Here is a 24,457-nt window from a genome sequence, read left to right as displayed (position 1 = left end):
CTCGAAGCCCCGGCACGGGGCGCTGAACTTGTGGGAACACCTGCGGCAACCAGACTAAAGAGCTGAGCGCTGGCGACCAGCCCAAGCACACCGCTGTGGCGTGTGCGCCAGCGCGCTGCCCCTGCTGGGCAAACTCAGTGCAGCTTCAGGCGCCCGGAAACACGCTGCTGGAGCAGACGTGCCAAGGCCAGGACCATGGTTTTTCCCAGCCCCAGGATGGCCCGATGGTGGTTCAGATGCAGTGAGATGTACATCCACTTCGCGATCAGCCCTTCGACGAAGAAATTCCGTCCGGCCAAGCCGCCCATCAGGTTTCCCACACCTCTGTTCTCACCCAAGGACACCAGGGAACCGAAGTCGCGGTAGACAAAGGCCTGGCTGTACTCGCGTTCCCGCAGCATCGCCACAAGGACGCGAGACAGGTAATCGGCCTGCTGGTGGGCGGCTTGAGCACGCGCTGGCACCAGCCGGTCCTCAGTCCACACACAGGCTGCGCAGTCGCCCATGGCAAAAACGTCGGGCGCAGTGGTACGCAGGTGGCTGTCAACCACAAACTGGTTGATGCGGTTGGTTTCCAGGCCGTACTCGGCATTGGTGTCTGCCGCCTTGATTCCCGCAGCCCAAACAATGAGGTCGGCCGCTATTTCGCCGCCTGGAACCAGCAATGCACCGCGCCGTATGCCGACGACCCGCGTATTCGTCAGCACCCGCACTTGCTTGCGCCGAAGCGCCACTTCGGCCTGGGCCGAGATCTTTTCCGGCAGTCCCCCCAAAATGCGCCCACTGCCTTCCACCAAGGTGATGTCCAGCCGGAAGCGTTGCGCACTGCCCAGGCTTTCCGAAAGAACGGCGTGGGCCTCCAGCAATTCGGCGGACAGTTCGACACCCGTAGCCCCCGCGCCAACGATGGCAACAGACAATGCCCTGGTGGTGGAGAAGGAGGCCTTGGCGCAGGCGCTCAACCAGTCGGAGTGAAACTGCTGTGCATCCCGCACGTTTTCCAACAAGTGCGCATGTTCTACCCCAGGGGTGCTGAATGAATTGGAGCCGCTCCCGATGGCCAATACCAGCCACCGATAGCTCAGGGTGCGGTTCGGCACCAGAACCTCGTCTTTCGCGTCCCGAATCTCATTCAGCGTAATGCATTTTTTCTGGGCATCCACTGACTTCAGCTCGCCGATGGCAAAGCTGAAATGGTTGCGCCGCGCCAGCACCGTATAGGACAAACCCTCCTGGTGGGCGTCCAAGGTGCCCGCAGCCACTTCGTGCAAAGTCGGCTTCCAGATATGGAATAGCGAGCGGTCGACCAGCAACACCCGTTCGCGACCATATCGGGCCCCTAGACTCCGGCCCAATCTGGCGGCAAGCTCCAAGCCCCCGGCCCCGCCTCCCACGATAACAATGTCGGAATGCAATGTCACTTCCCCCACAACTGGTGATACTGGCAACGTCTGATCAGCAGGAATTATGCTGAATCACCCTGGTGGGCATGGAGCCACCACAACGCGACAACACAGCACCTGATAGGGACTGCACACTGCCAGCGGGGTGCAGTGAGGGTGGCCCAGCGGCGATGTGCCGCACAGGCCAGCGCCATCAGGATTTCACAGCGTTCGCCAGAACCTCCAATACCAATTCCTGGAACTTGCGGGCGGCCTCATGCGCGGTGGCGCATGAGTTTGCATTGCGGCAACGGCAAAATACAAAGCGCCTGCAGCATCCACTGCAGGCGCCTCTTTTTGAAGCTGCGACGACTTACTTCACGCAGTCCGCGTAGTAGCGCACCTTGCCTTCCGCGTCCTTCTCCGCCACCAGCCCGTGGATGTCGCTCTCGAAGCCCGGGCACTGGGCGTTGAATTCGCGCGAGAACTTGAGGTAGTCCACGATCTTCTTGTTGAACACTTCGCCGGGGATCAGCAGCGGAATGCCCGGGGGGTACGGGGTAACCAGGCCCACAGTGATGCGGCCTTCCAGGTGGTCGATCTCCACGCGCTCGGTCTTGCGCTGGGCAATGTGGGCGTAGGCGTCGGTGGGTGTCATGGCCGGGGTCAGGTCGCTGAGGTACATGTCCGTGGTGAGGCGGGCAATGTCGTACTTGGCGTACATCTCGTGCACGAACTGGCACAGGTCGCGCAGGCCCATGCGCTCGTAGCGCGGGTGCTTGGCGCAGAACTCCGGCATGATGCGCCACATGGGCTGGTTCTTGTCGTAGTCGTCCTTGAACTGCTGCAGCGCAGTCAGCAGCGTGTTCCAGCGGCCCTTGGTGATGCCGATGGTGAACATGATGAAGAAGCTGTACAGGCCGGTCTTCTCCACCACCACGCCGTGCTCGGCCAGGAACTTGCTCACGATGGCCGCCGGAATGCCGGACTTGGCAAACTTGCCGTTCAGGTCCAGCCCCGGCGTGACGATGGTGCTCTTGATGGGGTCGAGCATGTTGAAGCCGGCCGCCAAGGGGCCAAAGCCGTGCCAGTTGGCCTTGGCGTTGGCCTTGGCGCTCTTGCTCTCGGCCTTGATGATCCAGTCGCTGGCCTCGCCAATGCCCTCTTCGGCCGTGACCTCGGGGCCCCACACCTTGAACCACCAGTCGGCACCGTACTCCTCGTCCACCTTGCGCATGGCGCGGCGGAAGTTGAGCGATTCCACAATGCTTTCTTCCACCAGCGCGGTACCGCCGGGGGGCTCCATCATGGCGGCGGCCACGTCGCAGCTGGCAATGATGCTGTACTGCGGGCTCGTCGACGTGTGCATCAGGTAGGCCTCGTTGAAGAGGTGCTTGTCCAGCTTCACGTTTTGCGAGTCCTGCACCAGCACGTGGCTGGCCTGGCTGATGCCGGCCAGCAGCTTGTGGATGGACTGGGTGCTGTACACCACCGCCTCCTTGGGGCGCTTGCGGTTCTTGCCCATGGCGTGGTACATGCCGTAGAACGGGTGGAACGCGGCGTGCGGCAACCAGGCTTCGTCGAAGTGCAGGTTCTCCACATAGCCGTCCAGCATCTTCTTGATGGTCTCGGTGTTGTAGAGCACGCCGTCGTAGGTGGATTGCGTAAGCGTGAGGATGCGCGGCTTCACCGTCTTGGCGTCCACGCCCTTGAGCAGCGGGTTGGCCTTGATCTTGGCGCGGATGGCCGCGGGCTCGAATTCGCTCTTGGGGATGGGGCCGATGATGCCGAAGTGGTTGCGCGTGGGCTTCAGGAACACGGGGATGGCGCCGGTCATGATGATGGCGTGCAGGTTGCTCTTGTGGCAGTTGCGATCCACCACCACGATGTCCCCGGGGGCCACGGTGTGGTGCCACACCATCTTGTTCGAGGTGGAAGTGCCATTGGTGACGAAGAAGCAGTGGTCGGCGTTGAAGATGCGCGCGGCGTTGCGCTCGCTCTCGCCAATGGCACCGTTGTGGTCCAGCAGCTGGCCCAGCTCTTCCACCGCGTTGCACACGTCGGCACGCAGCATGTTCTCGCCATAGAACTGGTGGTACATCTGGCCCACCGGGCTCTTCAGGAAGGCCACGCCACCGGAGTGGCCGGGGCAGTGCCAGCTGTAGGAGCCGTCTTCGGCGTAGTCGAGCAGCGCCTTGAAGAACGGCGGTTGCACGCTTTCCAGGTAGCTCTTGGCCTCGCGGATGATGTGGCGTGCCACGAACTCGGGCGTATCCTCGAACATGTGGATGAAGCCGTGCAGCTCGCGCAGGATGTCGTTGGGCAGGTGGCGGCTGGTCTTGGTTTCGCCGTAGATGTAGATCGGCACGTCGGCGTTCTTCCAGCGCACTTCCTCGATGAAGTTGCGCAGGTTCAGTACCGCGGGGTCCAGGTCGGGCCCGGGGGTGAACTCTTCGTCGTCGATGGACAGGATGAAGGCGCTGGCGCGGCTTTGCTGCTGGGCAAACTGGGAAAGGTCGCCATAGCTGGTGACGCCCACCACCTCGAAGCCCTCTTTCTCGATGGCCTCGGCCAAGGCGCGGATACCCAGACCCGAGGTGTTTTCCGAGCGGAAATCCTCGTCGATGATGATGATGGGAAAGCGGAATTTCATCGGGCGCTCCAACAGTTAAGCCGGTTCAATACAAAGTGGCGCGAAGTGTAAGGACTACACTGGCGTTATTGGGGTTTTTCCTAGGGGTGGCCCGTTATTTCGCCCACAATGTGGGCTCAATCAGACAACGCAAAGGCGTGTACATGGCGGAATCGACCTTCTGGTGGGTATTGGCTGGCGCAGCAGTGGCTTTGGAGCTGTTTGTTGGGGCCATTTACCTGCTCATGTTTGCCATCGGACTGGCCTGCGCCGCCTTGGCGGCCCATGCCGGCGCCAGCGTGGTGGTGCAGATCGTGACCGCGGCCGTGGTAGGCGGGGGCTGTGCGCTGGTGTGGCACTTCAAACGCCCGGGGCAAGACCGCGAGCCCCCCGCGAACGCCAACCCGAACATCAACATGGACATCGGTGAAACCGTCATGATCGATGCCTGGAAGCCCGATGGCAGCGCCGACGTGCACTACCGCGGAGCCCGCTGGACCGCCATCCACCGCCCCGGGGTGAACCCCACACCCGGAGCACACCGCGTAGCCGAACTGGTGGGCAACCGCCTGCTGGTCGACAAGGCTTGAGCCCTACCCGACAGATCCATTCAACCCCAAGGAAAAACCATGGAAATCGCCATCATTGTTCTGGTCATTGCCGCCCTGTTCGTCACCAAGGGGGTCAAGGTGGTTCCGCAGCAGCACGCCTGGGTGGTGGAGCGGCTGGGCAAGTACCACTCCACCCTGGCACCGGGGCTCAATGTGCTGGTGCCCTTCATCGACCGCGTGGCCTACAAGCACCTGCTCAAGGAAGTGCCGCTGGACATTGCCAGCCAGGTCTGCATCACCCGCGACAACACGCAGCTGCAGGTGGACGGCATCCTGTACTTCCAGGTGACCGACCCCATGCGCGCCAGCTACGGTTCCAGCAACTACATCGTGGCCATCTCGCAGCTGGCCCAGACCTCGCTGCGCTCGGTCATCGGCAAGCTGGAACTGGACAAGACCTTCGAGGAGCGCGACCTCATCAACGCCCAGGTGGTGGCCGCCATTGACGAAGCCGCCCTGAACTGGGGCGTGAAGGTGCTGCGCTACGAAATCAAGGACCTGACCCCGCCGAAGGAAATCCTGCACGCCATGCAGCAGCAGATCACCGCCGAGCGTGAGAAGCGCGCGCTCATTGCCGCGTCCGAAGGCCGCCGCCAGGAGCAGATCAATATCGCCACCGGCGAGCGTGAGGCATTCATCGCCCGCTCCGAGGGTGAAAAGCAGGCCGCCATCAACCAGGCGCAAGGCGAAGCCGCTTCCATCATGGCTGTGGCCGACGCCACGGCGCAGGCCATCGAGCGCATTGCCTCCGCCATTCGCCAGCCCGGCGGCGAACAGGCGGTGCAGCTCAAGGTGGCCGAGAAGGCCGTGGACGCCTACGGCAAGGTCGCGTCCGACGCCACCACCACCCTCATCGTGCCCGGCAACATGACCGAGGTGTCGGCCCTGATCACCTCGGCCATGAAGATGGTGCAGACCGGCCAAAAATAGGTCTGCAACGCGTGCTGACGCTGCGCGTCGACACTTCACTGGCGGCCCTGCCCGCCGCCGACTGGGATGGCCTGCTGGCCACGCAAGCCACGCCCACGCCCTTCATGCAGCACGCCTACCTGCTGGCGCTGGAGGCCACCGGCTGCGCTGCACCGGACACCGGCTGGGAGCCGCACTACTTCAGCCTGTGGGATGGCAATGCCCTGCAGGCAGCCTGCGTCCTGTACGTCAAAAGCCATTCCTATGGCGAGTACGTGTTCGACTGGGCCTGGGCCAATGCCTACCACCAGCACGGCCTGCGCTACTACCCCAAGGCCGTGTTGGCCGTGCCCTTTACCCCGGTGCCCGGCAGCCGATTGCTGGCTGCAGACGCCGATCTGCGGCGAACCCTGCTGGCCCACGTGCGCCAGTGGTGCCAAGCGCATGCGGTGTCTTCGCTGCACCTGCTGTTTGGCGATGCTGCCGACCAGCAGGCTGCACAGGCCGAAGGGCTGATGGAGCGCCACACCGTGCAGTTCCATTGGCACAACCGCCCCGGCGGCTACCGCGACCTGGACGACTTCCTGGGCACCCTGACGCAGGAGAAGCGCAAGAAGGTGCGCCAGGAGCGGCGCAAGGTGCGCGACGCGGGCATCACGTTCACCGTGCAGGTGGGCCATGGCATTGCCGAGGCGGATTGGGATTTCTTCTACCGCTGTTACGAACGCACCTACCTGGAGCACGGCAATCCGCCCTACCTCAGTCGCGCCTTCTTTGCACACTTGGCGCAGAGCCAGAGCGAGCATTGGATACTGTTCATTGCACACCGCAACGGACAGCGAGTCGCTAGCAGTTTGATAGCTATCCACGCACATTCCACCCGGGCTTCAGGCCAAAATGGCATCCAAGAACCGACGCTGGCGGGCGCCGTGGCCTATGGCCGCTACTGGGGTGCGCTGGAGCCGGTGGACTGCCTGCACTTCGAAGCCTGCTACTACCAGCCATTGGAATGGTGCATCGCTAACGGCGTAGCGCGCTTCGAAGGTGGTGCCCAAGGGGAACACAAGATGGCCCGCGGCCTGCTGCCGGTGACCACCCACAGCGCCCACTGGCTGGCCCACCCCCAGTTCGCCCGCGCGGTGGACGACTTCCTGGAACGCGAACGCGACGGGGTGCAACGCTATGTGCAGGAGCTCGAAGCACATTCGCCGCTGCGCCGCACCAGCAGCAGCGCTGCCTGAACGGCTCACTCCATTCCACGGCATTTCGCGCCAACGCCAGCACATTTCGTCGCAAACCGCTCGCGGCATCCGCTCGTCATGGGCACAGTACGGCCCATTGTTTCCCACCCAAGGAGTGCACCATGCTGAACCAAGTTGTCTCCCACACCCCCTTGTGGGTCTGGCCCCTGCTGCTGGGCCTGCTCTGGCTGGGCCTGAACCAGACCGTCACCCGCAGCGTGCCGCTGCGCCGCGTCAGCTTGGTCGCGCTGGGCATGGCGCTCTGGTCGCTGTATGGCACGCTCAGTGCCTTTGGTAGCCAGGGTTGGGTGCTGCCGGCCTGGTTGGTGGGGGCGGGCCTGCTGGCCACACTGGTGCTGCGTACCCCGCTGCCCACGGGCACCCATTACGACGACTGGACAGGCCGCTTCACCCTGCCCGGCAGCTGGGTACCGCTGGGCCTGATCCTGGGCATCTTCCTCACCAAATACGCCGTCGGTGCCAGCCTGAGACTGCAACCGGCCCTGGCCGCCAGTACCGCCTTCACCGTGGGCTTCAGTGTGCTCTACGGTGCCTTCAGCGGCGCCTTCCTGGCCCGCGCGGTACGCTTGCTGCGCTTGGCGACTGGCTGGTCTGCCACACCGCGCCGCGTGGTGACCGAGTAAAGGGCCTCGTCCGTATCCTGGCAAGGCTCAGGGCGCCACGACCACGCAATTGCGGCCGGTTGACTTGGCCCGGTAGAGCGCAGCATCTGCCCGGTGGTACAGGGATTCGAAGTCCCGCGAGTCTGCCCCACCAGCGATGCCAGCCCGAGCGAGATCGTGACAACCTGCCCCGAACCCAAGCCCGGATGCGGCAACTGCAGTTCGGCCACGGCGCGGCGCAATTCTTCGGCGTGCGCGCGGGCCCCTTGTGCATCACCCGTGATGAACAGGGCCACGAACTCTTCGCCCCCCACGCGGAACAGCCGGTCTCCCGCACGGGCCAGGGCCAGGCGCAAGGCATTGGCCACCCGGCGCAGGGCATCGTCGCCACTGTCATGCCCGCAACTGTCGTTGTAGGCCTTGAAATGGTCGATGTCGATCAGGGCCAGGTTCAGGGTTTCGCTATGCCGCAGTGCGCGCTGGGCTTCCTCCGGATAGGTGTGGTTCAGGGCCCGGCGATTCGGAATTCCCGTCAGCTCGTCGGTCAGGCTGTCGCGCACTGCGCGCTTGGTGTCGGTAATGTCCACCGACAGCGCACAGCTGGCGCTGATGTTGCCTTGGGCATCGCGCACCGGAAACTTGACCGTGAGGTAGGTGTGCTGGCTGCCATCCTTGTGGGCCACCACCTCCTCAGCCTCAATGCAGCGCTCTTCGCGAACTGCCTGCATATCGTTCGCCCACAGTGCCTGCGCGACCTCCGGGGGAAACAGCTCAAACACGCTGCGCCCTACAAACCGGTCCAGTGGAGGTATGTCAAGCACCGTGAAACGCTGGTTGGCGAGCGTCACGACACCCGTGAGGTCCTTGGTCGATATCAGGAATGGGGAGTTTTCGAGGATGGACGTCAGCAGCGCATCGGCCCGGCGCAGCCGCTCCAGTTCCTCGACCGACAGATCAACCCCTTGCGACGATGACTCTGGCATGGCGGCCCCCACGATGGCGATTCACTGCGTTCAGTCTAGCGCAACTGCACCAGCGCCAGTGCCGTCATTCAGATCGTCGCCCCGTTTCCAATGGGCGCGATCAGGGGAAACCAGAGCGTGATGGAAGTCCTGTCGTCGGCATCCGAGGTTTCCATTGAAATGGTTCCGCCCTGCGCAGCAGTGAGCAATTTGGCGGAATAGGTGCCCATGCCCGTTCCGTTGGGCTTACCCGCGGTTGAATACTTGTCAAAGAACGTCGCCCGCACACTGTCTGGAACCGCGCCCGCGTTCTCGATACGAATCACGACACCATCCTGCAATTCCAATGTAACCCGCACCAGCCCTCCTTGCGGAGTGGCCTCACACGCATTCTTCATCAGGTTCTGCAGAATCGAGTAGCAAAACACCGGATCACCGGCAATCTGCGGGGCCCCCTTCGAAAGGTCCTCCAGCGCATAGTGCCACTGCACCGCCTTGACGCTGTAACTGGCCCGTGTGATGTTGATCACGCGCATCAGAATGTCGCCTATCGGCACGGCCTGTGGCCGCAACTGGAAGCGACCTGTCTCGATCTTGTAGATCTCGGTCGTCAGGTTGACCACCTCCAACGCCTGCAACGCAAGCTCTTCCACCAAGCGCAGGCGCTCCACCTGGTCGTCCCGCAGACCTTCCTCCATGAGGGGCTGCACCAGGGCCATGATGCCCGCCAGGGGGGCCTTGACGTCATGGCGGGTGATGTGCTCCACGTCTTCACGCAACCGCGTGAGCTGTTGCATCGCGTCGAATTCCGCCTGCAACTCCTTGTGCAAGGCCACATAGCGCATGAAATTCCGAACCCTGGGCTTGAGCAGATCAGGTTCGATCGGCTTGGAGACATAGTCCACCGCGCCCAGTGCAGCACCTTGCATCTGGGCATCTACCGAGTTCAGGGAAGTGATGAAGATCACCGGAATGGTCTCGGCACTGGGGTGTTCACGCATGCGGCGCGCCACCTCGAAACCATCCATGCCTGGCATGACCACATCTAGCAATACCAGGTCTGGTGGCGTGTCGGAGCAGCAGATTTCCAATGCACGCTGACCGTTGTCGCACACCCGCACCTTGTAGTCGTTCTTGAACAGATCGGTCAGGAGGCGCAGGTAGTCCGGCGTATCGTCCACCACCAGGATGGTTGGCAATTGCCCCGCCGACGGGGCTGGCGAGGCCACCCGAGGTTCCGGCATCGCACTCTCGGTAGCCATCGGCCTGCCTGGCGACCTTTGGCTTTCCCATTGGCGTGCTCGTTCGATCCGATCGGCCAGACTGCGGGTGGTATACGGTTTTACCAGCAGGTTGCTCACGCCATTGGCAATGGCCTCCTGCACCCGCGCGCGCTCCGCTTCTGCCGTGATCATCACGAACGGAATGCGTTGCAACTCAGGATCCGCCCGCAAGGCCTTGAGCAATTCCAGGCCCGACATGACCGGCATGTTCCAGTCCGACAGGATCACGTCGACATGCTGTCGCCTGAGGACTGCCAATGCCTCTGCCCCATTGTTGGCGGAAACGACCTTGCCTATCCCCAGCGTGCGCAGCTGGTGCGTAATGACCTTGCGCATGGCCTCGATGTCGTCAACCACAAGAAAAACAGACTGGTCCAGAGACACGTCAAGCTCCCACTCGATAATGCGCTGATGATTTTTTTGGGCAGTGTGCCAGAAATGCGCACTGATGACGGGCAAGCGCCGCAGGAAATAGAAAAGCCCCACGCGCTGATGCACGTGGGGCTTGTATCTTGGCGGAGCAGGCGGGATTCGAACCCGCGGTAGGTTTTACCCTACACACGCTTTCCAGGCGTGCGACTTAAACCACTCATCCACCGCTCCGAAGCCCATGATTCTAACCTGACTTCAAGCCGAATTGAGCCTTTTCTGGTTGAAAGCGCGAAAAATGCCTAGTCTTTCGTCACCGGACTTGCGCTCCTGCCCATGCCCGACGCTTCCCGTACCGCGGCCCGCAACCGTTGGCGCAATTCGTCTTCCATGGAGCGCAGTTGCTCTTCCGCCAATGCGTAGGCGGCCGTGTGCAGGCTTTCCCGCAACCGCTCGCGGGCACGTGGCATCAGGTCGTCCACGGCCGCTTCCAGCATGCTGCGACTGGGGTTTGCGCCGACCAACTCCGCTGCAGCCATGGCTGCAGGTTCTGGCGTCGGCGTTGCATCACCCGGAACGCGAACCACTTCCGTGAGCGTGGGAACGAATCGGGTGCGCGGGCGGGAGCCAGTCATGCAGCACCCTCCTTGAGTTTCAGATCATGTCGCGCGATGGAATGGCCCGCCGCGGTGTACTGGCGCCACTTGGCCCGGGCGCTGTCGCGATCCGCCCCTTCGGCACTCACCACCTCGATCACCCGAGCGTAACTGGTGTAATGCGCCGGCATCTGCGCCAGCAGGTTCACCAGCACCGTGTCAGAGGCTGCCGGCACGGGATCGGACACGAGCACAATGGGGCTGCGCCGAACTTGGCTGCCCACAGCGCCCTCCATGGCATGCGGGACAAAATCGGTAGGCGCCACTGCCCACAACCCGGAATCCACCGCCGCCAGGGTCTCGGGCTCGCCACACACCACCGCACGCGCACCCGATGCAGCGATCTTGCGCAGCAAGCGGCAGGTATAGCGCATGCGGTCCGGGGCGCCGAAGTGAAACGCGACCTGGGTCACTTGACCTGCACCCTCCCCAGCAAAAACTCCACCAGCATGCCGACCGGCCGCCCAGTCGCCCCCTTGGCGGCACCACCCTTCCAGGCCGTTCCGGCAATGTCGATGTGGGCCCAAGGGTACTTAGCAGCAAATCGGTGCAGGAATTTGGCTGCCGTGATGGCACCGCCCGGGCGCCCCGCCACGTTCGCCACATCGGCAAAATTGGACTTGAGACCGTCGGCGTACTCGTCGTCCAAGGGCATACGCCAGCCCAGATCCTGTGCCTGGGTCCCTGCAGCCAGCAATTCGTTGGCGAGTCCATCGTCCGAACTGAACACACCACTGCGCACGGCGCCCAACGCGATGACGCACGCCCCCGTGAGGGTAGCGATGTCGACCACCGCGCTCGGATTGAATCGCTCGGCATAGGTAAGCGCATCGCACAGCACCAGGCGTCCTTCGGCATCGGTGTTGAGTATCTCGATGGTGGTGCCGTTCATGCTGGTCACCACGTCACCGGGCTTGACGGCCGTGCTGCTGGGCAGGTTCTCGCAGGCTGGAATGAGACCAACCACGTTGATGGCGGGCTTCAGCACCGACAGGGCCTTGAAGGTGCCCAGCACACTGGCCGCCCCACTCATGTCGAACTTCATTTCATCCATCTCAGGCGCTGGCTTGATGGAAATGCCGCCACTGTCGAAGGTGATCCCCTTGCCCACCAGCACGGTAGGTGCCTGCGTCTTGGCTGCACCCTGGTAGCGCAGCACGATGAACTGCAGGGGCTCAGCCGACCCTTGTGCCACAGCCATGAACGAGCCCATGCCCAGTTTGGCTACCTCCTTCGGGCCGAGCACCTCGCAATGCATGCGCGTGCCCTTGGCCAGGTGTTGGGCCGCTTTGCCCAGCAAGGTGGGAGTGGCATGGTTCGCCGGGCGATTGGCCCATTCCCTGGCTACCAAGGCACCTTCGCCAATAGCCACGGCGCGGTCGAATGCGGTCTGGCACGCCGAAGCGTTGGGCACCAGCAGTGTCACCTTCTGCAGGTGCTGTTTCTCGGCCTTGGATTTGGTAGTGGTGTAGGCGTAGAAGGCGTCATACAAGGCTGCGACCGCGGCACGGACGCTGGCCTCGTCGGCATCACCGGCAAATGCGACAGTGAGCTTTTTTAGTGCCGACGACTTGAGTGGGGTCAGGGCCGCTGTCAGGGCCGAGCGCACATCTTTGGCAGAAGCAACACCGACACCCGCAAACGCCGCCCTGGGGGCTGCAAGGCCCGGCAGTTCGTAGACCGAGAGCACTTTGCCCGTTGCCGTATCCAGGGCTTTTGCCTGGATGGCCTTGGTCATCCAGGCCCCCAGAACGCCCTTGGGAGCCTGGAAACCGTTGGCCACCAGCACGATGGCGGCATCACTTTTTTCCTGGGCCAACCCAGCCAGCGTCGATGTCTTGAGTTCAAAGTTCATAATGGCGTTTTCCTTCTGGCCCGATGTTATTCCAATCCTCTGTCCGCAAAGAACTGGCCCGCAGCTTCGGGGCAACCCTGGTCGTGCTGGTAACGGTCGTGGTGACCATGACGCTCATCCGCACACTGGGCGACGCCTCCCGCGGCACCTTCGACCCCGCCGACGTGATGGTCATTATGGGCTACACCGTGCTGTCGGACCTGCCCACCATACTGACCCTGAGCCTGTTCATCGCCATCTTGAGTGTGCTCACGCGCATGTACAAGGACAGCGAAATGGTCATCTGGCACGCCAGCGGGCGCGGCTTAGCGGCACTCATCAAGCCGCTCATGCGTTTCTCGTGGCCGATTCTGGTAGCCATCTTCGCCCTGGCCATCCTGATCCTGCCCTGGGCATTCGGCCGCATCGAAGACTTGCGCGACCGGTTTGAGAAACGCAGCGATCTTGCGCGCATCGAACCCGGTCAGTTCCAGGAATCAGCCAATGGTGACCGGGTGTTCTTCATCGAGAAAGACAAGCAGGACAACCCCGTCGGTCGCAACGTGTTCATCGTCTCGCGCGAGCCCGACAAGGAAATCATTACCTCGGCCAAGAGCGGACAGGTGCAATGGCTCGATGGTGGCAAGTTTCTGGTACTGGAGAACGGCCAACGGGTAGAAAAGCATGCCCAGAGCCAGGAGGTCACGATCAGCACCTTCAGCCGCTACTCGGCACGCATCGGTACCGATGACCATTCGCAGCGCAGCTATGTGCCAGCCGCCTCCATCAATACGCTCGACCTCCTGCGCAACCCGACCCCGCTGCACCTGTCCGAACTGTCGTGGCGGGTTGGCGTCACGCTGGCAGCGTTCAACCTCGTGATCGTTGGTCTGGCGATGGCCGGGGTGAATCCGCGGGTGGGCCGGTCGGGCAACCTCGGTCTGGCGTTCCTGGGCTTTGTGGTTTACCTGAATATGCTGCTGATGGGGAAGAACTGGATCGCCAATGGCCAGATCGGATTCCTGCAGTACATGGGCCTGCTGCATGGTGGCGTTTTCCTGGCCGCCTTGGGCTGGCTCTCCTTGCGCCACAACGCCTGGAGTTGGAGGCACCTGCTGCGATGAAAACCCTGCGCAAGTTCCTGTACGGTGAAATTGTGGGCGCCGTCATTCTGGTGACGCTGGCCTTCATCGCCCTGTTCTTCTTTTTTGATTTCGTGGAGGAACTGCAAAACGTCGGGCGCAATGCCAAACTGGGCTACCAGATTCCACAGGCACTGCTGTACGTGGGCCTGATGGCACCAGCCCATGTCTACGAACTGTTGCCCATCACGGTACTGATCGGCACCATCTTCGTGATGTCCCGCTTTGCCCAAAGCTCGGAGTTCACCATTCTGCGTACCAGCGGCTTGGGGCCGTGGCGGGCGTTGGGGGCGTTGGGCCTGCTGGGCCTGGCATTCACATTCTTTACCTTTGCCGTCGGCGACTACATAGCGCCACTGGCCGACAAGACCGCGCAACGCCTGCGTGCCCAGTTTCTCGGCAACCTGACGGTGGGCAAGACCGGAGCTTGGCTCAAGGACCGCCAGCTGTACGGGCACTATGCCGTCAACGTGGGGGCACTCAGTGCCGATACCCAACTGCGCGATGTGCAGATCTTTGAATACGACAACCAGGGCTTCATGGTTTCGATCACACGTGCGCAGAGCGGTACCTTCGGTGAAGGAGACTATTGGCAACTCCGCGAGGTAGCGCGCGCAGACTTTCCCGCGCTCGACAGCACCCGGGCAACCATTGCACGCACGCAACAGGAGGAACTCCGCTGGCCGACCAAGCTGACGGCAGACATGGTGGCCGCCGCCGTGCTCAAGCCCGAACGCATGGGAACGGTGGCCCTGTTTCAGTACATGCATCATCTCAAGTCCAACGGGCAGTCGGCACAGAAGTACGAGATCCAGTTCTGGAAGAAAGTGTTCTACCCACTCAGCTGTCTGGTCATGGTGGTTCTGGCCTTGCCGTTTGCCTACTTCCACTTCCGCTCCGGCTCGATTGCCACCTATGTTTTCGGTGGGGTGATGGCCGGCATCAGCTTCGTGCTGCTCAACAACGTGCTCAATGACCTCGGCAACCTGCATGGCTGGCAGCCATGGTTCACGGCAGCACTGCCGGGGATGATCTACTCCGTGCTGTCGCTGAGCGCATTTTCCTGGCTCGTCCTACGCAGATGACTACTTCCCACGACGGCATCATCCTCTTTGCCCACGGCTCCCGTGATCCCCTGTGGCACCGCCCCATCGAAGCCGTCGCACAGCGCATCCGTGCACGCGCGCCGCAGGCTCTGGTGCAATGTGCCTACCTGGAACTGAGTACGCCCGATCTCTCAACGGCCGCACAAACCCTGATCACGCAGGGCGCCCAACGGCTGCGCATCGTGCCCTTGTTCCTGGGCATGGGAAAGCATGCTCGCGAAGACCTGCCACAACTGGTGCAGGCGCTTCGGGAGCAATACCCTGCCATCGAGTGGGAGCTGACGCCGGCGGCTGGTGAGAACGAACAACTGCTGGACACGCTCTGCGCCATTGCCCTGGCCCCCGCGTCAATCACGGCGAAGCCATGAACCTGCACCAATTCAAGTTCATCCAGGAAGCGGTGCGCCGCAACCTCAACCTGACCGAGGCTGCCAAGGCCTTGCATACCTCACAACCGGGCGTCTCGAAAGCCATCATCGAGCTTGAAGAGGAGCTCGGCGTCGACATCTTTGCCCGCCACGGCAAACGCCTCAAGCGCATCACCGAGCCTGGCGTGCAGGTGGTCCAGAGCATCGATATCATCATGCGCGAAGTGGGCAACCTCAAGCGCATCGGCGAACAGTACAGCGCGCAGGACAACGGCACCTTGTCCATTGCCACCACCCATACCCAGGCGCGCTATGTGCTGCCGGAAAAGGTAGCCGCCCTGCGCAATGCCTACCCCAAGGTCAGCATCAGCCTGCACCAGGGATCGCCCGACCAGGTGGCACGCATGCTCATCGAAGAGGTGGCCGAGATCGGTATTGCCACCGAGTCGCTGAGCAACTACACCGAGCTCGTCACGCTACCCTGCTATGAATGGCAGCATGTGCTGGTACTGCCCTCACAGCACCCGCTGGCCCAGAAGGAACGCATCAGCCTGGAAGACATCGCGGGCGAGCCATTGGTGACCTACCACCCCTCCTACACCGGCCGCACGCGCATTGACCAGGCGTTTGCCCAACGCCGCCTGACGCCCCAGATCGCCCTGGAAGCCATCGACTCGGACGTGATCAAGACCTATGTACGCCTCGGTCTGGGCCTGGGCATTGCCGCAGAAATGTCGGTGCAGGACATCCGTGAGGACTGCCTGCACAACGGCGGCGCTGGCGGATTGGTGGTGCGTGAGGCCGCCCACCTGTTCGGTCGCAATGTCACCCGGGTGGCCTTCAAGCGCGGGGTGTACCTGCGCAACTTTGTCTACAAGTTTGCCGAACTTCTGAGCGACCGCCTGGATCGCCACCTGATTGCCAAGTCCATGGAAGGACATGCCAACGACTATGACCTCTAGCATCGCTGCACCGCAAAGCCGCCTGCCACAGGTAGGCACCACCATCTTTTCCGTCATGTCGGCCTTGGCCACGCAACACCAGGCCATCAACCTCGGGCAAGGCTTCCCCGATTTCGGATGTGACCCGGCCTTGATCGACGCCGTCCACCAGGCCATGCTCGCGGGACACAACCAATATCCGCCGATGCCGGGGGTGCCGCTTCTGCGCGAAGCCATAGCGACCAAGATCGAAAACCTTTACGGGCGCCGCTACGACCCAGCGACAGAAATCACGGTAACGGCCGGGGCCACACAGGCCATTCTCACCACGCTCCTGGCGCTGGTGCACCCCGGCGATGAAGTCATCGTTTTGGAGCCCTGCTACGACAGCTATGTCCCGTCGATCACCCTGGCGGGCGCCGTTCCGGTGCCCGTTCCACTGACCCCGGGCAGGTTCCGCCCGGACTTTGACCGACTGCGTGACGCCCTCACCCCCCGCACCCGCGCCATCATCGTCAATACGCCGCACAACCCGAGCGGAACGGTCTGGTCGGCGCAAGACATGCACAACCTGACCAATGTCGTCGCGGATTCACAGGCGATGATCATCAGTGATGAAGTCTACGAACACATGGTCTACGACGGCGCCCAGCATGCCAGTGTGGCGCGTTTTCCTGAGTTGGCAGAGCGGTCTGTGGTGATATCCAGCTTCGGCAAGACCTACCACGTCACCGGGTGGAAGGTGGGCTATGTGGCAGCGCCGGCGGCCCTGATGGCAGAGTTCAGAAAGGTGCACCAGTTCAATGTATTCACGGTAAACACCCCGATGCAATACGGATTGGCTGCCTACATGGCCAACGCCACGCACCACACGGGTCTGCCTGCGTTTTACCAACGCAAGCGCGACCTGTTCCGCCAGGGCCTGTCCAACGCCGGTATGCACCTGCTGCCCTGTGAAGGCACCTATTTCCAGTGTGTCGATGTGTCCGCAATCAGTGACAAGTCCGAAGTCGATTTCTGCAACTGGCTCACCCGCGAGATCGGCGTCGCAGCGATTCCCTTAAGCGCCTTCTACGGCAACGGGTTCGACCAGAAGATCGTCCGATTCTGCTTCGCTAAGCAAGACCAGACACTTCAGGCCGCACTGGAGCGGCTGGCGAGTCTCCCCCAGCGGTAAGCCCCAAAAAAGCCCGCAACAGCGGGCTTTCGTTTCGGGATTACTCCCACTCAATCGTTGCCGGTGGCTTGGAGCTCACGTCGTAGGTGACGCGGTTGATGCCACGCACCTCGTTGATGATGCGGCCCGACACCTTCTTGAGCAGCGCATAAGGTAGCTCAGCCCAGTCGGCGGTCATGAAGTCGCTGGTCTGCACGGCGCGCAGAGCCACCACGTAGTCGTAGGTGCGGCCATCACCCATCACGCCCACACTCTTGACCGGCAAGAAAACAGTAAACGCTTGGCTGGTTAGGTCGTACCAGGTCTTGCCGGTAGCTTCATCCTTGAAGTTGCGCAGCTCCTCGATAAAGATGGCGTCAGCACGGCGCAGCAGGTCGGCATACTCTTTTTTCACTTCGCCCAGAATCCGCACGCCCAGGCCTGGACCGGGGAAGGGATGACGGTAGACCATCTCGTGCGGCAGCCCCAAGGCCACGCCCAGTTCGCGCACTTCATCCTTGAACAGGTCACGCAAGGGCTCCAGCAGCTTCAGGCCCAGTTGCTCGGGCAGTCCACCCACGTTGTGGTGGCTCTTGATGGTGACGGCCTTCTTGCTCTTGGCACCACCCGACTCAATCACGTCAGGGTAGATGGTGCCTTGGGCCAGGAAGGTTGCGCCCTTGTGGCCGCCGGTACCGGCCTTGAGCTTGGCCGCTTCGGCCTTGAACACGTCCACAAACAGACCGCCGATGATCTTGCGCTTCTGCTCCGGATCGCTCACTCCGGCCAGTTTGCCCAGGAAAAGCTCGGAGGCATCGACGCGAATGACCTTGGCATGCAGCTTGCCTTCGAACATGTCCATCACCATGTCGCCTTCGTTCAGGCGCAGCAGTCCATGGTCCACGAACACGCAGGTCAACTGGTCACCGATGGCTCGGTGGATGAGTGCTGCGGCCACCGACGAATCGACCCCGCCGGACAAACCGAGAATCACCTCTTCGTCACCCACCTGCTTGCGAATGGCCTCCACCGCCTCGGTGATATGGTCATTCATGATCCAGTCCGGCTTGGTACCGCAGATACCCAGCACGAAGCGCTCCAGGATTGCGCGGCCCTGCTTGGTATGGGTCACTTCGGGATGGAATTGCACGGCATAGAAGCGGCGCTCCTCATCCGCCATGGCGGCAATGGGACAGCTGTCGGTGCTGGCCATGAGCTTGAATCCTGGCGGTAGCTCGGTGACCTTGTCGCCGTGGCTCATCCACACGGTGAGCATGCCGTGGCCTTCGCTCGTTGCGTAGTCCTGGATACCGTCGAACAACTTCGTGTGACCGCGGGCCCGCACGTCGGCGTGGCCGAATTCGCGCTTGTGGCCACCTTCAACCTTGCCGCCGAGCTGCCACGCCATGGTCTGCATGCCGTAGCAAATGCCCAGCACCGGGACACCCAGTTCAAACACGGCCTGCGGAGCCTTGTCGGTAGTTTCCTCATACACGCTGGCGTGGCTACCGGACAGGATCACGCCCTTGAGGCTACCGTCCTTGGCATATTCGCGCACCCACTCGTCACTCACGTCACAGGGGTGCACCTCGCAATAGACATGGGCCTCACGCACACGGCGGGCAATGAGTTGGGTAACCTGGGAACCGAAATCGAGGATGAGGATCTTCTGGTGTTGCATGCGGAGCTCCATAAATGGAAAAAGCTGCCTGGGAGGATCTCCGACAGGCAGCTTGGGTAGTCAGGTTCAGTCAGCCCGGTAGTTGGGCGCTTCCTTGGTGATCTGCACGTCGTGCACGTGGCTTTCGCGGATGCCGGCAGCGGTAATTTCCACGAACTCGGCCTTGTCCTGCATTTCGGCAATGGTGGCACAGCCACAGTAACCCATGCTGGCACGGATGCCGCCGGCCATCTGGAACACGATGGCCACCATGGAACCCTTGTACGGCACGCGGCCTTCAATGCCTTCGGGCACCAGCTTGTCGGCGTTGGGGTTGCCGGTGCTACTTTCCTGGAAGTAACGGTCGGCGCTGCCCTGTTGCATGGCCCCGATGGAGCCCATGCCACGGTAACTCTTGTAGCTGCGGCCTTGGTACAGGATAACTTCACCAGGGGCCTCTTCGGTTCCGGCAAACATGCCGCCCATCATCACGCTGGACGCACCAGCAGCGATGGCCTTGGCAATGTCACCGCTGTAGCGGATGCCGCCGTCGGCAATGAGCGGAACACCCGTGCCGCGCAGCGCCGTAGCGACACTGTCGACGGCCATGATCTGCGGCACGCCCACACCGGCCACGATGCGGGTGGTACAGATGGAGCCCGGGCCGATACCGACCTTGACGGCATCCGCACCGGCTTCAACCAACGCCAGCGCGGCAGCGCCAGTGGCGATGTTGCCGCCCACCACGTCGATGTGCGGGAAGTTCTGCTTGACCCAGCGCACGCGGTCGATCACGCCCTTGCTGTGGCCATGTGCCGTGTCGACGATGATGGCGTCCACACCCGCGTTGGACAGTGCTTCCACGCGTTCTTCGGTGCCCTCACCCACGCCCACGGCAGCCCCTACGCGCAGCTTGCCTTGGGCATCGCGGGCGGCATTGGGGAAACTGGTTTGCTTGGTGATGTCCTTGACGGTGATCAGGCCCTTGAGTTCAAAGGCATCGTTCACGACCAGCAGACGCTCGATCTTGTGCTGGTTCAGCAGCACCTTGGCCTGGGCAATCGTGGTGCCCTCGGGCACGGTCACCAGTTTCGCCTTGGGGGTCATGATCTGGCTGACGGGCAGGTCCAGGCGACTCTCGAAGCGCAGGTCACGGCCCGTAACCAAACCCACTACCTGCTTGCCTTCACACACGGGAAAACCGGAAACGCCCAATTGATCGGACAGTTCCATGACCTGGCGTACCGTATGGCTGGGGGTGATGGTGACGGGGTCACGCAGTACACCGGATTCATAGCGCTTGACCTTGGCCACCTGAGCCGCCTGCTCCTTGGCGCTCATGTTCTTGTGGACGATGCCGATTCCGCCTTCCTGGGCGATGGCAATCGCCAAGCGAGCTTCCGTCACCGTGTCCATGGCGGCAGACACGAGGGGCAGGTTCAGGTTGATATTGCGGGAGAAACGGGTGGCGAGGGAGGTGTCCTTGGGGAGGACTTGGGAGTACGCTGGCACCAACAGAACGTCGTCGAAGGTGAGCGCTTTACCAATCAGGCGCATGGTTCAAAGCTCCAAATACCGGATTGTACCCTTGTCCCTGCCAGGCGATCGTATACAAGCCCGTGATTGGCGTTGCGCAACCAAGCCGCTACACTGCGGGGCATGAGATATGCCCGACTTTTTCCCGCCTTGCTTGTTGCACTGTTCTGCGTGGCGGCACAAGCCCAATGGCAATGGTTGGACCGTGACGGTCGCAAGGTATTCAGTGACCGAGCCCCTCCACCCGACGTGCCGGAAAAGAATATCCTGAAGCGCCCGGGTAAGTCTCCCGCCCCTGCACCTGATGCGGAGGCTTCATCGGCCACTGTTTCCGCACCTAGCCTCCCGGCACCTGCCCCCAAGAAGTCAGAGCTCGATCTCAAGCTGGAGGAAAAGAAGAAGCAGGCAGAACAGGCGGAAGCTGCCAAGAAAAAGGCCGAGGAGGAAAGGATCGCCAAGGCCCGTGCGGAAAGCTGCGACCGCGCACGTCGAGCAAAGGCAACTTTTGACACTGGCGTACGTATTTCGACCCAGAACGCCAATGGCGAGCGAGAGTTCATGGACGAAGCGAGCCGCGCTGCCGAGGAAAAACGCATCCAGTCAGTGATTGCTGCCGATTGCCGCTGACGACGTCAGGTCACATCAATAACCAGGCTTTGCGCCGGGCCGGCGACGGCGGAACAAGCCTGCAGCCCGGGTTCCCTGGCCTGCAAAGCGCAGACGCCTCGCCTCCTTGGGATCGACTTTGAGTGAGCGGTACAGCTCGACCCGATCTCCATCGCGCAAGCCGTGCCCCAGGCTTACCTTGCGGCCCCAGACTCCACATTCCAGCATTGCGAGCTCAGCCTCTGACAACCCAGCCAGCAATCCGCTGGCAAGGATGGCCTGACGTACCGCACTGCCATCCGGCAAGCTTAGGGCAACCTCATGCACTACCCGTGGCGACGGCGAATACACCACCGACACGGTGATGCTGCTCTCATTCACCATACACCTGCTGGGCCCGTTTCACGAACGCATCCACGAGGCTGGCCGCTATCTTGTCGAACACCGGCCCGACCACCTTGGCCAGCGCCGGATTGTCAAAGCCGTAGTTCAGGGCCAATTCAACCTTGCAGGCACGCTGCGAGCCATCACCAAGCACATGGAAGTTCCATTGCCCATGGAGCTGCGAGAATGGGCCTTTCACCAAAGTCATGTCCACTTGGCGCCCTGACTGATGGGTGTTGCGTGTCACAAATGACTGACGCACGCCGCTGAACAGGATCCCGATTTCGGCCTCCATTCCGTGGTCCAGATGCTCCAGTACACGGGCATGGTCGCACCAGGGAAGGAAGGCCGGATAGTGCTCCACATCGGTCACCAGCGCATACATTTCTTCGGGGCTGTACCAGATGAGGACGGACTTGTGTACGGTTTTCATAGAATGGGGGTTTGCGCGGGATTGTAGTCACCCCCGTCGACCCTGCCGCGCCCGTTGGCCCGCTGCCGACGCTTTGATTTCGGCGCTAACGCCCCAACCTTCTTTCCATGGCCAAGAAACCCCAAACGCCGGCACTGATCGCCGAGAACAAAAAAGCTTCGTTCAACTACTTCTTCGAGGAGCGGTTCGAGGCTGGCATCGTGCTGGAGGGCTGGGAAGTCAAATCCTTGCGCGAAGGCAAGGTCCAATTGACCGACGGGTACATCGTCATACGCAATGGTGAGCTGTTCATCATCGGGCTGCAGATCAACCCGCTGCACACCGCGTCCACCCATGTGAGTCCCGACAAATTGCGTACGCGCAAGCTGCTCATGCACCGCGCCGAAATAGAGCGACTGATCGGCAAGGTGGAGCAGAAAGGCTACACGCTGGTACCCATCAACCTGCACTGGAAGACAGGTCGCGTCAAGGTCGACATGGCCTTGGCCAAGGGCAAGGCAGAGCACGACAAGCGCGACACCATCAAGGACCGCGAAGGCAAGCGCGAGGTGGAACGCGCCATGAAGGTGCACCACCGTTGAAGCCAGGCCAGGCCTGGCGACCAACGGATTGAGGTGTCAGCGCAACGCGGCCAGCGGATGTGCGTAGGCAGGCCAAGGGCTGGCGAAAAACGGAGTAACCATCTCGGGCGTGACATCCTCGATGCGCGCTGGGTTCCACTGCGGTGCATGGTCCTTGTCTACTGCCAGTGCACGCACCCCTTCCACGGTTTCACTGCTGGCGCCACTGCGCTGCAGGTGGTCGGTGTAGAAGCAGTGACGCACCAGATCGCGTTCCATGCGCAGGTCGTCTGCCAACTCCATAGCGCGGGCCCGGCGCACCTGTTCCAGCACCACATGCAGCATCAGCGGAGAGCGCTTGCGCAACAGCGCAGCCGTGTGCTGCGCCCATTCACCAGAATCGGCTTCCAGCGCATGGACAATCTCAACCACGCCATCGAGGCCGAAATAGTGGTCAATTTGGCCTGAAGCCCTTGTATTCACTGCGGCTGACGCTCCCACAAATGTAGCAACAAGGGCATCAACCTCGTCACCGCATGCGCGCGGCAACTGGCCCAATGCGGTCCAGATTTCCGGCAGGCTAACGGATGGAACCCACGCATCAGCCAGGCGGAATTCGACGGCACTGCCGCCGTCGATCACCTCGCCGGTCAGCGCCAACCACTCGCCGTGGCGGCCCGGGCAACGACTCAGGAAGTAGCCGCCCCCGACATCAGGAAACAGTCCGATGTTGGTCTCGGGCATGGCCATCTTGGTGCGCTCGGTGACGATGCGGTGTGAGCCCCCTTGGCTGATGCCCATCCCTCCCCCCATGACGATGCCGTCCATGAAGGCGATGTAGGGCTTGCCATAGGTGTGGATGAGGTAATTGAGCGCGTACTCCTCGGTGAAGAAATCTTCCAGCGCCGGATTGCCGGCAAGCGCTGCCTGGTGGAAGAAGCGGATGTCCCCCCCCGCGCAGAAACCACCGAACGGACCTTGCTTGTTGGCTCCACGGATGGCCACCGCGTCAACGGCCTCGTCATCACGCCATTGCAGCAGGTATTGGGTGATGGTTCGGATCATTCCCAGACTCAGGGCATTGAGGGCCTGGGGCCGATTCAATGTCAGGAATCCGACCCTACCGACCACCTCTGCCAACACATGTTCGCTCATCGCTCTCTCCATCCCAACCACTCATTGACCAACAGCGCGCCGATCACGACCGCGCCCCCCAAAAGCACCGAGTGCGTTGGCGTTTCACCCGCACCCAGCCACGCCAGAAGGATACCGAAGATCACCTCCAGCAAGGCCAGCAAGGATACCTCCGGCGCCTTCAGAACGCGGGCACACACCACGCTGAGGGCACAGGGAATGGCTAGCTGGAATACGCCCAGGCCACCGAGCAAGAGAACATCATGTCCGCTGGCCTGGAATGGATAAGCCAAAGGAAGTGTCACCAGGCTCGACAGCGCACCGCCGACCCATACCGCCGGGACCAGGTCCACATCATGTCCCTGCTCGTGGGCATGTTGCGTCACGGTCCAGTTGGTGGCCCCGGCAATAGGCACACACAGTGCCACCAGGGTTCCAGCCCAGCTCAGGGTATCCAACTGCGTGGCATACATGTAGGCAATGCCCGCTCCCGCTGCTGCGATGGCAAACCAGGTGCGCGTTGCCACGTGGTGACCGATGAACACGCGGGCGACCAGCGCGGTCAGCAATGGGCCGATCGCCATGGTGATCAGCACGTTGCCGACGCTGGTGAGCGTGAGCGCCACCATGAAGGCCGTGAACATCACACTCCAGCAGACGCCCGAAACCCAGAACGCCCGCCCGGCTGTGCGCAAGCCAGACCAGAACCGCGGCCCCTGCAGAAGTGGTAGCAGCAGTGACAGGCACAGAAAGGTGAACAGCGAGCGCCAGAACGTGACTTCAAAGCTACGTGCGTATTCCAGCTGGCGCGCCACCACACCGGCGGTGGACCACAGCATCGTGACAAGCACCATCAGGCCGACTGCCTGCGCATGCGTGAGCCGAATTCTCAATGGGTTCTCCAAGAAAAAAGCGCGAGGGCCGTTTCC

At 62.0% G+C, this 24,457-nt stretch carries 24 protein-coding genes and 1 tRNA gene; 11 read left to right on the top strand and 14 right to left on the bottom strand.

Annotated elements, in window-relative coordinates:
- Positions 1-134 precede the first annotated feature (134 nt).
- Both RQP54_RS10880 and RQP54_RS10875 read right to left on the bottom strand, forming a co-directional pair.
- Positions 135-1,415, bottom strand: a complete 1,281-nt coding sequence (locus RQP54_RS10880; RefSeq protein ID WP_315678822.1) for an NAD(P)/FAD-dependent oxidoreductase — start codon at positions 1,413-1,415, stop codon at positions 135-137.
- Positions 1,416-1,755: 340 nt separating this feature from the next.
- Positions 1,756-4,035, bottom strand: a complete 2,280-nt coding sequence (locus tag RQP54_RS10875) for an arginine/lysine/ornithine decarboxylase (RefSeq protein WP_315678297.1) — start codon at positions 4,033-4,035, stop codon at positions 1,756-1,758.
- A 35-nt stretch (positions 4,036-4,070) separates the two neighbouring features.
- Here RQP54_RS10875 and RQP54_RS10870 point away from each other — a divergent pair, with 35 nt between their 5' ends.
- From RQP54_RS10870 to RQP54_RS10855, 4 genes are all read left to right on the top strand, one after another.
- On the top strand, positions 4,071-4,604 hold the full coding sequence (locus RQP54_RS10870; protein ID WP_409997558.1) for an NfeD family protein: 534 nt from the start codon (positions 4,071-4,073) through the stop codon (positions 4,602-4,604).
- 39 nt (positions 4,605-4,643) lie between these two features.
- Positions 4,644-5,555: a stomatin-like protein gene (locus RQP54_RS10865; RefSeq protein WP_315678294.1), complete on the top strand. Its 912-nt coding sequence runs from the start codon at positions 4,644-4,646 to the stop codon at positions 5,553-5,555.
- A gap of 11 nt (positions 5,556-5,566) precedes the next feature.
- The gene (locus tag RQP54_RS10860; RefSeq protein WP_315678293.1) at positions 5,567-6,775 is read left to right on the top strand and encodes a GNAT family N-acetyltransferase; all 1,209 of its coding nucleotides are present in this window, start codon (positions 5,567-5,569) and stop codon (positions 6,773-6,775) included.
- Positions 6,776-6,897: 122 nt separating this feature from the next.
- Positions 6,898-7,419: a DUF6622 family protein gene (locus RQP54_RS10855; protein WP_315678292.1), complete on the top strand. Its 522-nt coding sequence runs from the start codon at positions 6,898-6,900 to the stop codon at positions 7,417-7,419.
- On the opposite strand, the gene RQP54_RS10850 is transcribed toward RQP54_RS10855, so the two are convergent.
- From RQP54_RS10850 to RQP54_RS10825, 6 genes are all read right to left on the bottom strand, one after another.
- Positions 7,320-8,381 carry a GGDEF domain-containing protein gene (locus tag RQP54_RS10850; protein ID WP_315678291.1) on the bottom strand — a complete coding sequence of 354 codons (1,062 nt, stop codon included), beginning with the start codon at positions 8,379-8,381 and terminating at the stop codon, positions 7,320-7,322. The genes RQP54_RS10855 and RQP54_RS10850 overlap by 100 nt on opposite strands.
- A gap of 68 nt (positions 8,382-8,449) precedes the next feature.
- The gene (locus RQP54_RS10845; protein WP_315678290.1) at positions 8,450-10,027 is read right to left on the bottom strand and encodes a response regulator; all 1,578 of its coding nucleotides are present in this window, start codon (positions 10,025-10,027) and stop codon (positions 8,450-8,452) included.
- A gap of 129 nt (positions 10,028-10,156) precedes the next feature.
- Positions 10,157-10,246: transfer RNA gene (locus RQP54_RS10840), tRNA-Ser, on the bottom strand.
- A gap of 68 nt (positions 10,247-10,314) precedes the next feature.
- Complete coding sequence (locus RQP54_RS10835; protein ID WP_315678289.1) at positions 10,315-10,647, bottom strand: hypothetical protein; 333 nt, start codon at positions 10,645-10,647, stop codon at positions 10,315-10,317.
- The gene (locus RQP54_RS10830; protein ID WP_315678288.1) at positions 10,644-11,081 is read right to left on the bottom strand and encodes a DNA polymerase III subunit chi; all 438 of its coding nucleotides are present in this window, start codon (positions 11,079-11,081) and stop codon (positions 10,644-10,646) included. The genes RQP54_RS10835 and RQP54_RS10830 overlap by 4 nt, the downstream gene beginning before the upstream one ends.
- Positions 11,078-12,523 (bottom strand): leucyl aminopeptidase, encoded by a 1,446-nt coding sequence (locus RQP54_RS10825; RefSeq protein ID WP_315678287.1) that lies wholly within the window; start codon positions 12,521-12,523, stop codon positions 11,078-11,080. Before RQP54_RS10825 ends, RQP54_RS10830 begins: the two co-directional genes overlap by 4 nt.
- Before the next feature lie 23 nt (positions 12,524-12,546).
- Between RQP54_RS10825 and lptF the strand changes: the two genes are divergently transcribed.
- The 5 genes from lptF to RQP54_RS10800 are packed head-to-tail and all read left to right on the top strand — an operon-like array spanning position 12,547 to position 17,236.
- The gene (gene lptF / locus RQP54_RS10820; protein ID WP_315678286.1) at positions 12,547-13,626 is read left to right on the top strand and encodes an LPS export ABC transporter permease LptF; all 1,080 of its coding nucleotides are present in this window, start codon (positions 12,547-12,549) and stop codon (positions 13,624-13,626) included.
- Positions 13,623-14,729, top strand: a complete 1,107-nt coding sequence (lptG, locus tag RQP54_RS10815) for an LPS export ABC transporter permease LptG (protein WP_315678285.1) — start codon at positions 13,623-13,625, stop codon at positions 14,727-14,729. Before lptF ends, lptG begins: the two co-directional genes overlap by 4 nt.
- Entirely contained in the window at positions 14,726-15,118 is a 393-nt protein-coding gene (locus RQP54_RS10810) for a CbiX/SirB N-terminal domain-containing protein (protein WP_315678284.1), read from the top strand. Before lptG ends, RQP54_RS10810 begins: the two co-directional genes overlap by 4 nt.
- The gene (locus RQP54_RS10805) at positions 15,115-16,080 is read left to right on the top strand and encodes a CysB family HTH-type transcriptional regulator (protein ID WP_315678283.1); all 966 of its coding nucleotides are present in this window, start codon (positions 15,115-15,117) and stop codon (positions 16,078-16,080) included. Before RQP54_RS10810 ends, RQP54_RS10805 begins: the two co-directional genes overlap by 4 nt.
- Complete coding sequence (locus tag RQP54_RS10800; protein ID WP_409997557.1) at positions 16,058-17,236, top strand: pyridoxal phosphate-dependent aminotransferase; 1,179 nt, start codon at positions 16,058-16,060, stop codon at positions 17,234-17,236. Before RQP54_RS10805 ends, RQP54_RS10800 begins: the two co-directional genes overlap by 23 nt.
- A gap of 40 nt (positions 17,237-17,276) precedes the next feature.
- Here RQP54_RS10800 and guaA read toward each other — a convergent pair whose 3' ends face one another.
- Together guaA and guaB are read right to left on the bottom strand one after the other, a co-directional pair.
- Positions 17,277-18,896: a glutamine-hydrolyzing GMP synthase gene (guaA, locus tag RQP54_RS10795; protein WP_315678281.1), complete on the bottom strand. Its 1,620-nt coding sequence runs from the start codon at positions 18,894-18,896 to the stop codon at positions 17,277-17,279.
- Between the two features lie 66 nt (positions 18,897-18,962).
- Positions 18,963-20,432, bottom strand: a complete 1,470-nt coding sequence (guaB, locus tag RQP54_RS10790; RefSeq protein WP_315678280.1) for an IMP dehydrogenase — start codon at positions 20,430-20,432, stop codon at positions 18,963-18,965.
- A gap of 102 nt (positions 20,433-20,534) precedes the next feature.
- On the opposite strand from guaB, the gene RQP54_RS10785 reads away from it, so the two are divergent.
- Positions 20,535-21,038, top strand: a complete 504-nt coding sequence (locus tag RQP54_RS10785) for a DUF4124 domain-containing protein (RefSeq protein WP_315678821.1) — start codon at positions 20,535-20,537, stop codon at positions 21,036-21,038.
- Between the two features lie 15 nt (positions 21,039-21,053).
- Here RQP54_RS10785 and RQP54_RS10780 read toward each other — a convergent pair whose 3' ends face one another.
- Positions 21,054-21,398: an RnfH family protein gene (locus RQP54_RS10780; protein WP_409997556.1), complete on the bottom strand. Its 345-nt coding sequence runs from the start codon at positions 21,396-21,398 to the stop codon at positions 21,054-21,056.
- The gene (locus RQP54_RS10775; RefSeq protein WP_315678278.1) at positions 21,391-21,834 is read right to left on the bottom strand and encodes a type II toxin-antitoxin system RatA family toxin; all 444 of its coding nucleotides are present in this window, start codon (positions 21,832-21,834) and stop codon (positions 21,391-21,393) included. The genes RQP54_RS10780 and RQP54_RS10775 overlap by 8 nt, the downstream gene beginning before the upstream one ends.
- Positions 21,835-21,941: 107 nt before the next feature.
- Between RQP54_RS10775 and smpB the strand changes: the two genes are divergently transcribed.
- Positions 21,942-22,415, top strand: coding sequence for an SsrA-binding protein SmpB (gene smpB, locus RQP54_RS10770; protein ID WP_315678277.1), 474 nt, complete (start codon positions 21,942-21,944; stop codon positions 22,413-22,415).
- A 36-nt stretch (positions 22,416-22,451) separates the two neighbouring features.
- Here the strand turns inward: smpB and RQP54_RS10765 are convergent, their stop codons facing one another.
- Both RQP54_RS10765 and RQP54_RS10760 read right to left on the bottom strand, forming a co-directional pair.
- The gene (locus tag RQP54_RS10765) at positions 22,452-23,561 is read right to left on the bottom strand and encodes an enoyl-CoA hydratase/isomerase family protein (protein ID WP_409997555.1); all 1,110 of its coding nucleotides are present in this window, start codon (positions 23,559-23,561) and stop codon (positions 22,452-22,454) included.
- Positions 23,546-24,382, bottom strand: coding sequence for a DMT family transporter (locus RQP54_RS10760; protein WP_315678820.1), 837 nt, complete (start codon positions 24,380-24,382; stop codon positions 23,546-23,548). Before RQP54_RS10760 ends, RQP54_RS10765 begins: the two co-directional genes overlap by 16 nt.
- Positions 24,383-24,457: the final 75 nt, after the last annotated feature.

This window comes from Curvibacter sp. APW13, assembly GCF_032337135.1.
Lineage (GTDB): Bacteria > Pseudomonadota > Gammaproteobacteria > Burkholderiales > Burkholderiaceae_C > Allorhodoferax.
Note: the sequence above shows the minus strand (reverse complement) of the source record. Positions and strands in the feature narration are given on the sequence as shown.

Coding starts and splice junctions, on each gene's coding strand:
- RQP54_RS10875 (WP_315678297.1), bottom strand. CDS start 4,035: ATGAAATTCCGCTTTCCCATCATCATCATCGACGAGGATTTCCGCTCG.
- RQP54_RS10865 (WP_315678294.1), top strand. CDS start 4,644: ATGGAAATCGCCATCATTGTTCTGGTCATTGCCGCCCTGTTCGTCACC.
- RQP54_RS10855 (WP_315678292.1), top strand. CDS start 6,898: ATGCTGAACCAAGTTGTCTCCCACACCCCCTTGTGGGTCTGGCCCCTG.
- RQP54_RS10850 (WP_315678291.1), bottom strand. CDS start 8,381: ATGCCAGAGTCATCGTCGCAAGGGGTTGATCTGTCGGTCGAGGAACTG.
- RQP54_RS10835 (WP_315678289.1), bottom strand. CDS start 10,647: ATGACTGGCTCCCGCCCGCGCACCCGATTCGTTCCCACGCTCACGGAA.
- RQP54_RS10825 (WP_315678287.1), bottom strand. CDS start 12,523: ATGAACTTTGAACTCAAGACATCGACGCTGGCTGGGTTGGCCCAGGAA.
- lptF (WP_315678286.1), top strand. CDS start 12,547: ATGTTATTCCAATCCTCTGTCCGCAAAGAACTGGCCCGCAGCTTCGGG.
- lptG (WP_315678285.1), top strand. CDS start 13,623: ATGAAAACCCTGCGCAAGTTCCTGTACGGTGAAATTGTGGGCGCCGTC.
- RQP54_RS10810 (WP_315678284.1), top strand. CDS start 14,726: ATGACTACTTCCCACGACGGCATCATCCTCTTTGCCCACGGCTCCCGT.
- RQP54_RS10805 (WP_315678283.1), top strand. CDS start 15,115: ATGAACCTGCACCAATTCAAGTTCATCCAGGAAGCGGTGCGCCGCAAC.
- RQP54_RS10800 (WP_409997557.1), top strand. CDS start 16,058: ATGCCAACGACTATGACCTCTAGCATCGCTGCACCGCAAAGCCGCCTG.
- guaA (WP_315678281.1), bottom strand. CDS start 18,896: ATGCAACACCAGAAGATCCTCATCCTCGATTTCGGTTCCCAGGTTACC.
- guaB (WP_315678280.1), bottom strand. CDS start 20,432: ATGCGCCTGATTGGTAAAGCGCTCACCTTCGACGACGTTCTGTTGGTG.
- RQP54_RS10785 (WP_315678821.1), top strand. CDS start 20,535: ATGAGATATGCCCGACTTTTTCCCGCCTTGCTTGTTGCACTGTTCTGC.
- RQP54_RS10775 (WP_315678278.1), bottom strand. CDS start 21,834: ATGAAAACCGTACACAAGTCCGTCCTCATCTGGTACAGCCCCGAAGAA.
- smpB (WP_315678277.1), top strand. CDS start 21,942: ATGGCCAAGAAACCCCAAACGCCGGCACTGATCGCCGAGAACAAAAAA.
- RQP54_RS10765 (WP_409997555.1), bottom strand. CDS start 23,561: ATGGAGAGAGCGATGAGCGAACATGTGTTGGCAGAGGTGGTCGGTAGG.
- RQP54_RS10760 (WP_315678820.1), bottom strand. CDS start 24,382: ATGGTGCTTGTCACGATGCTGTGGTCCACCGCCGGTGTGGTGGCGCGC.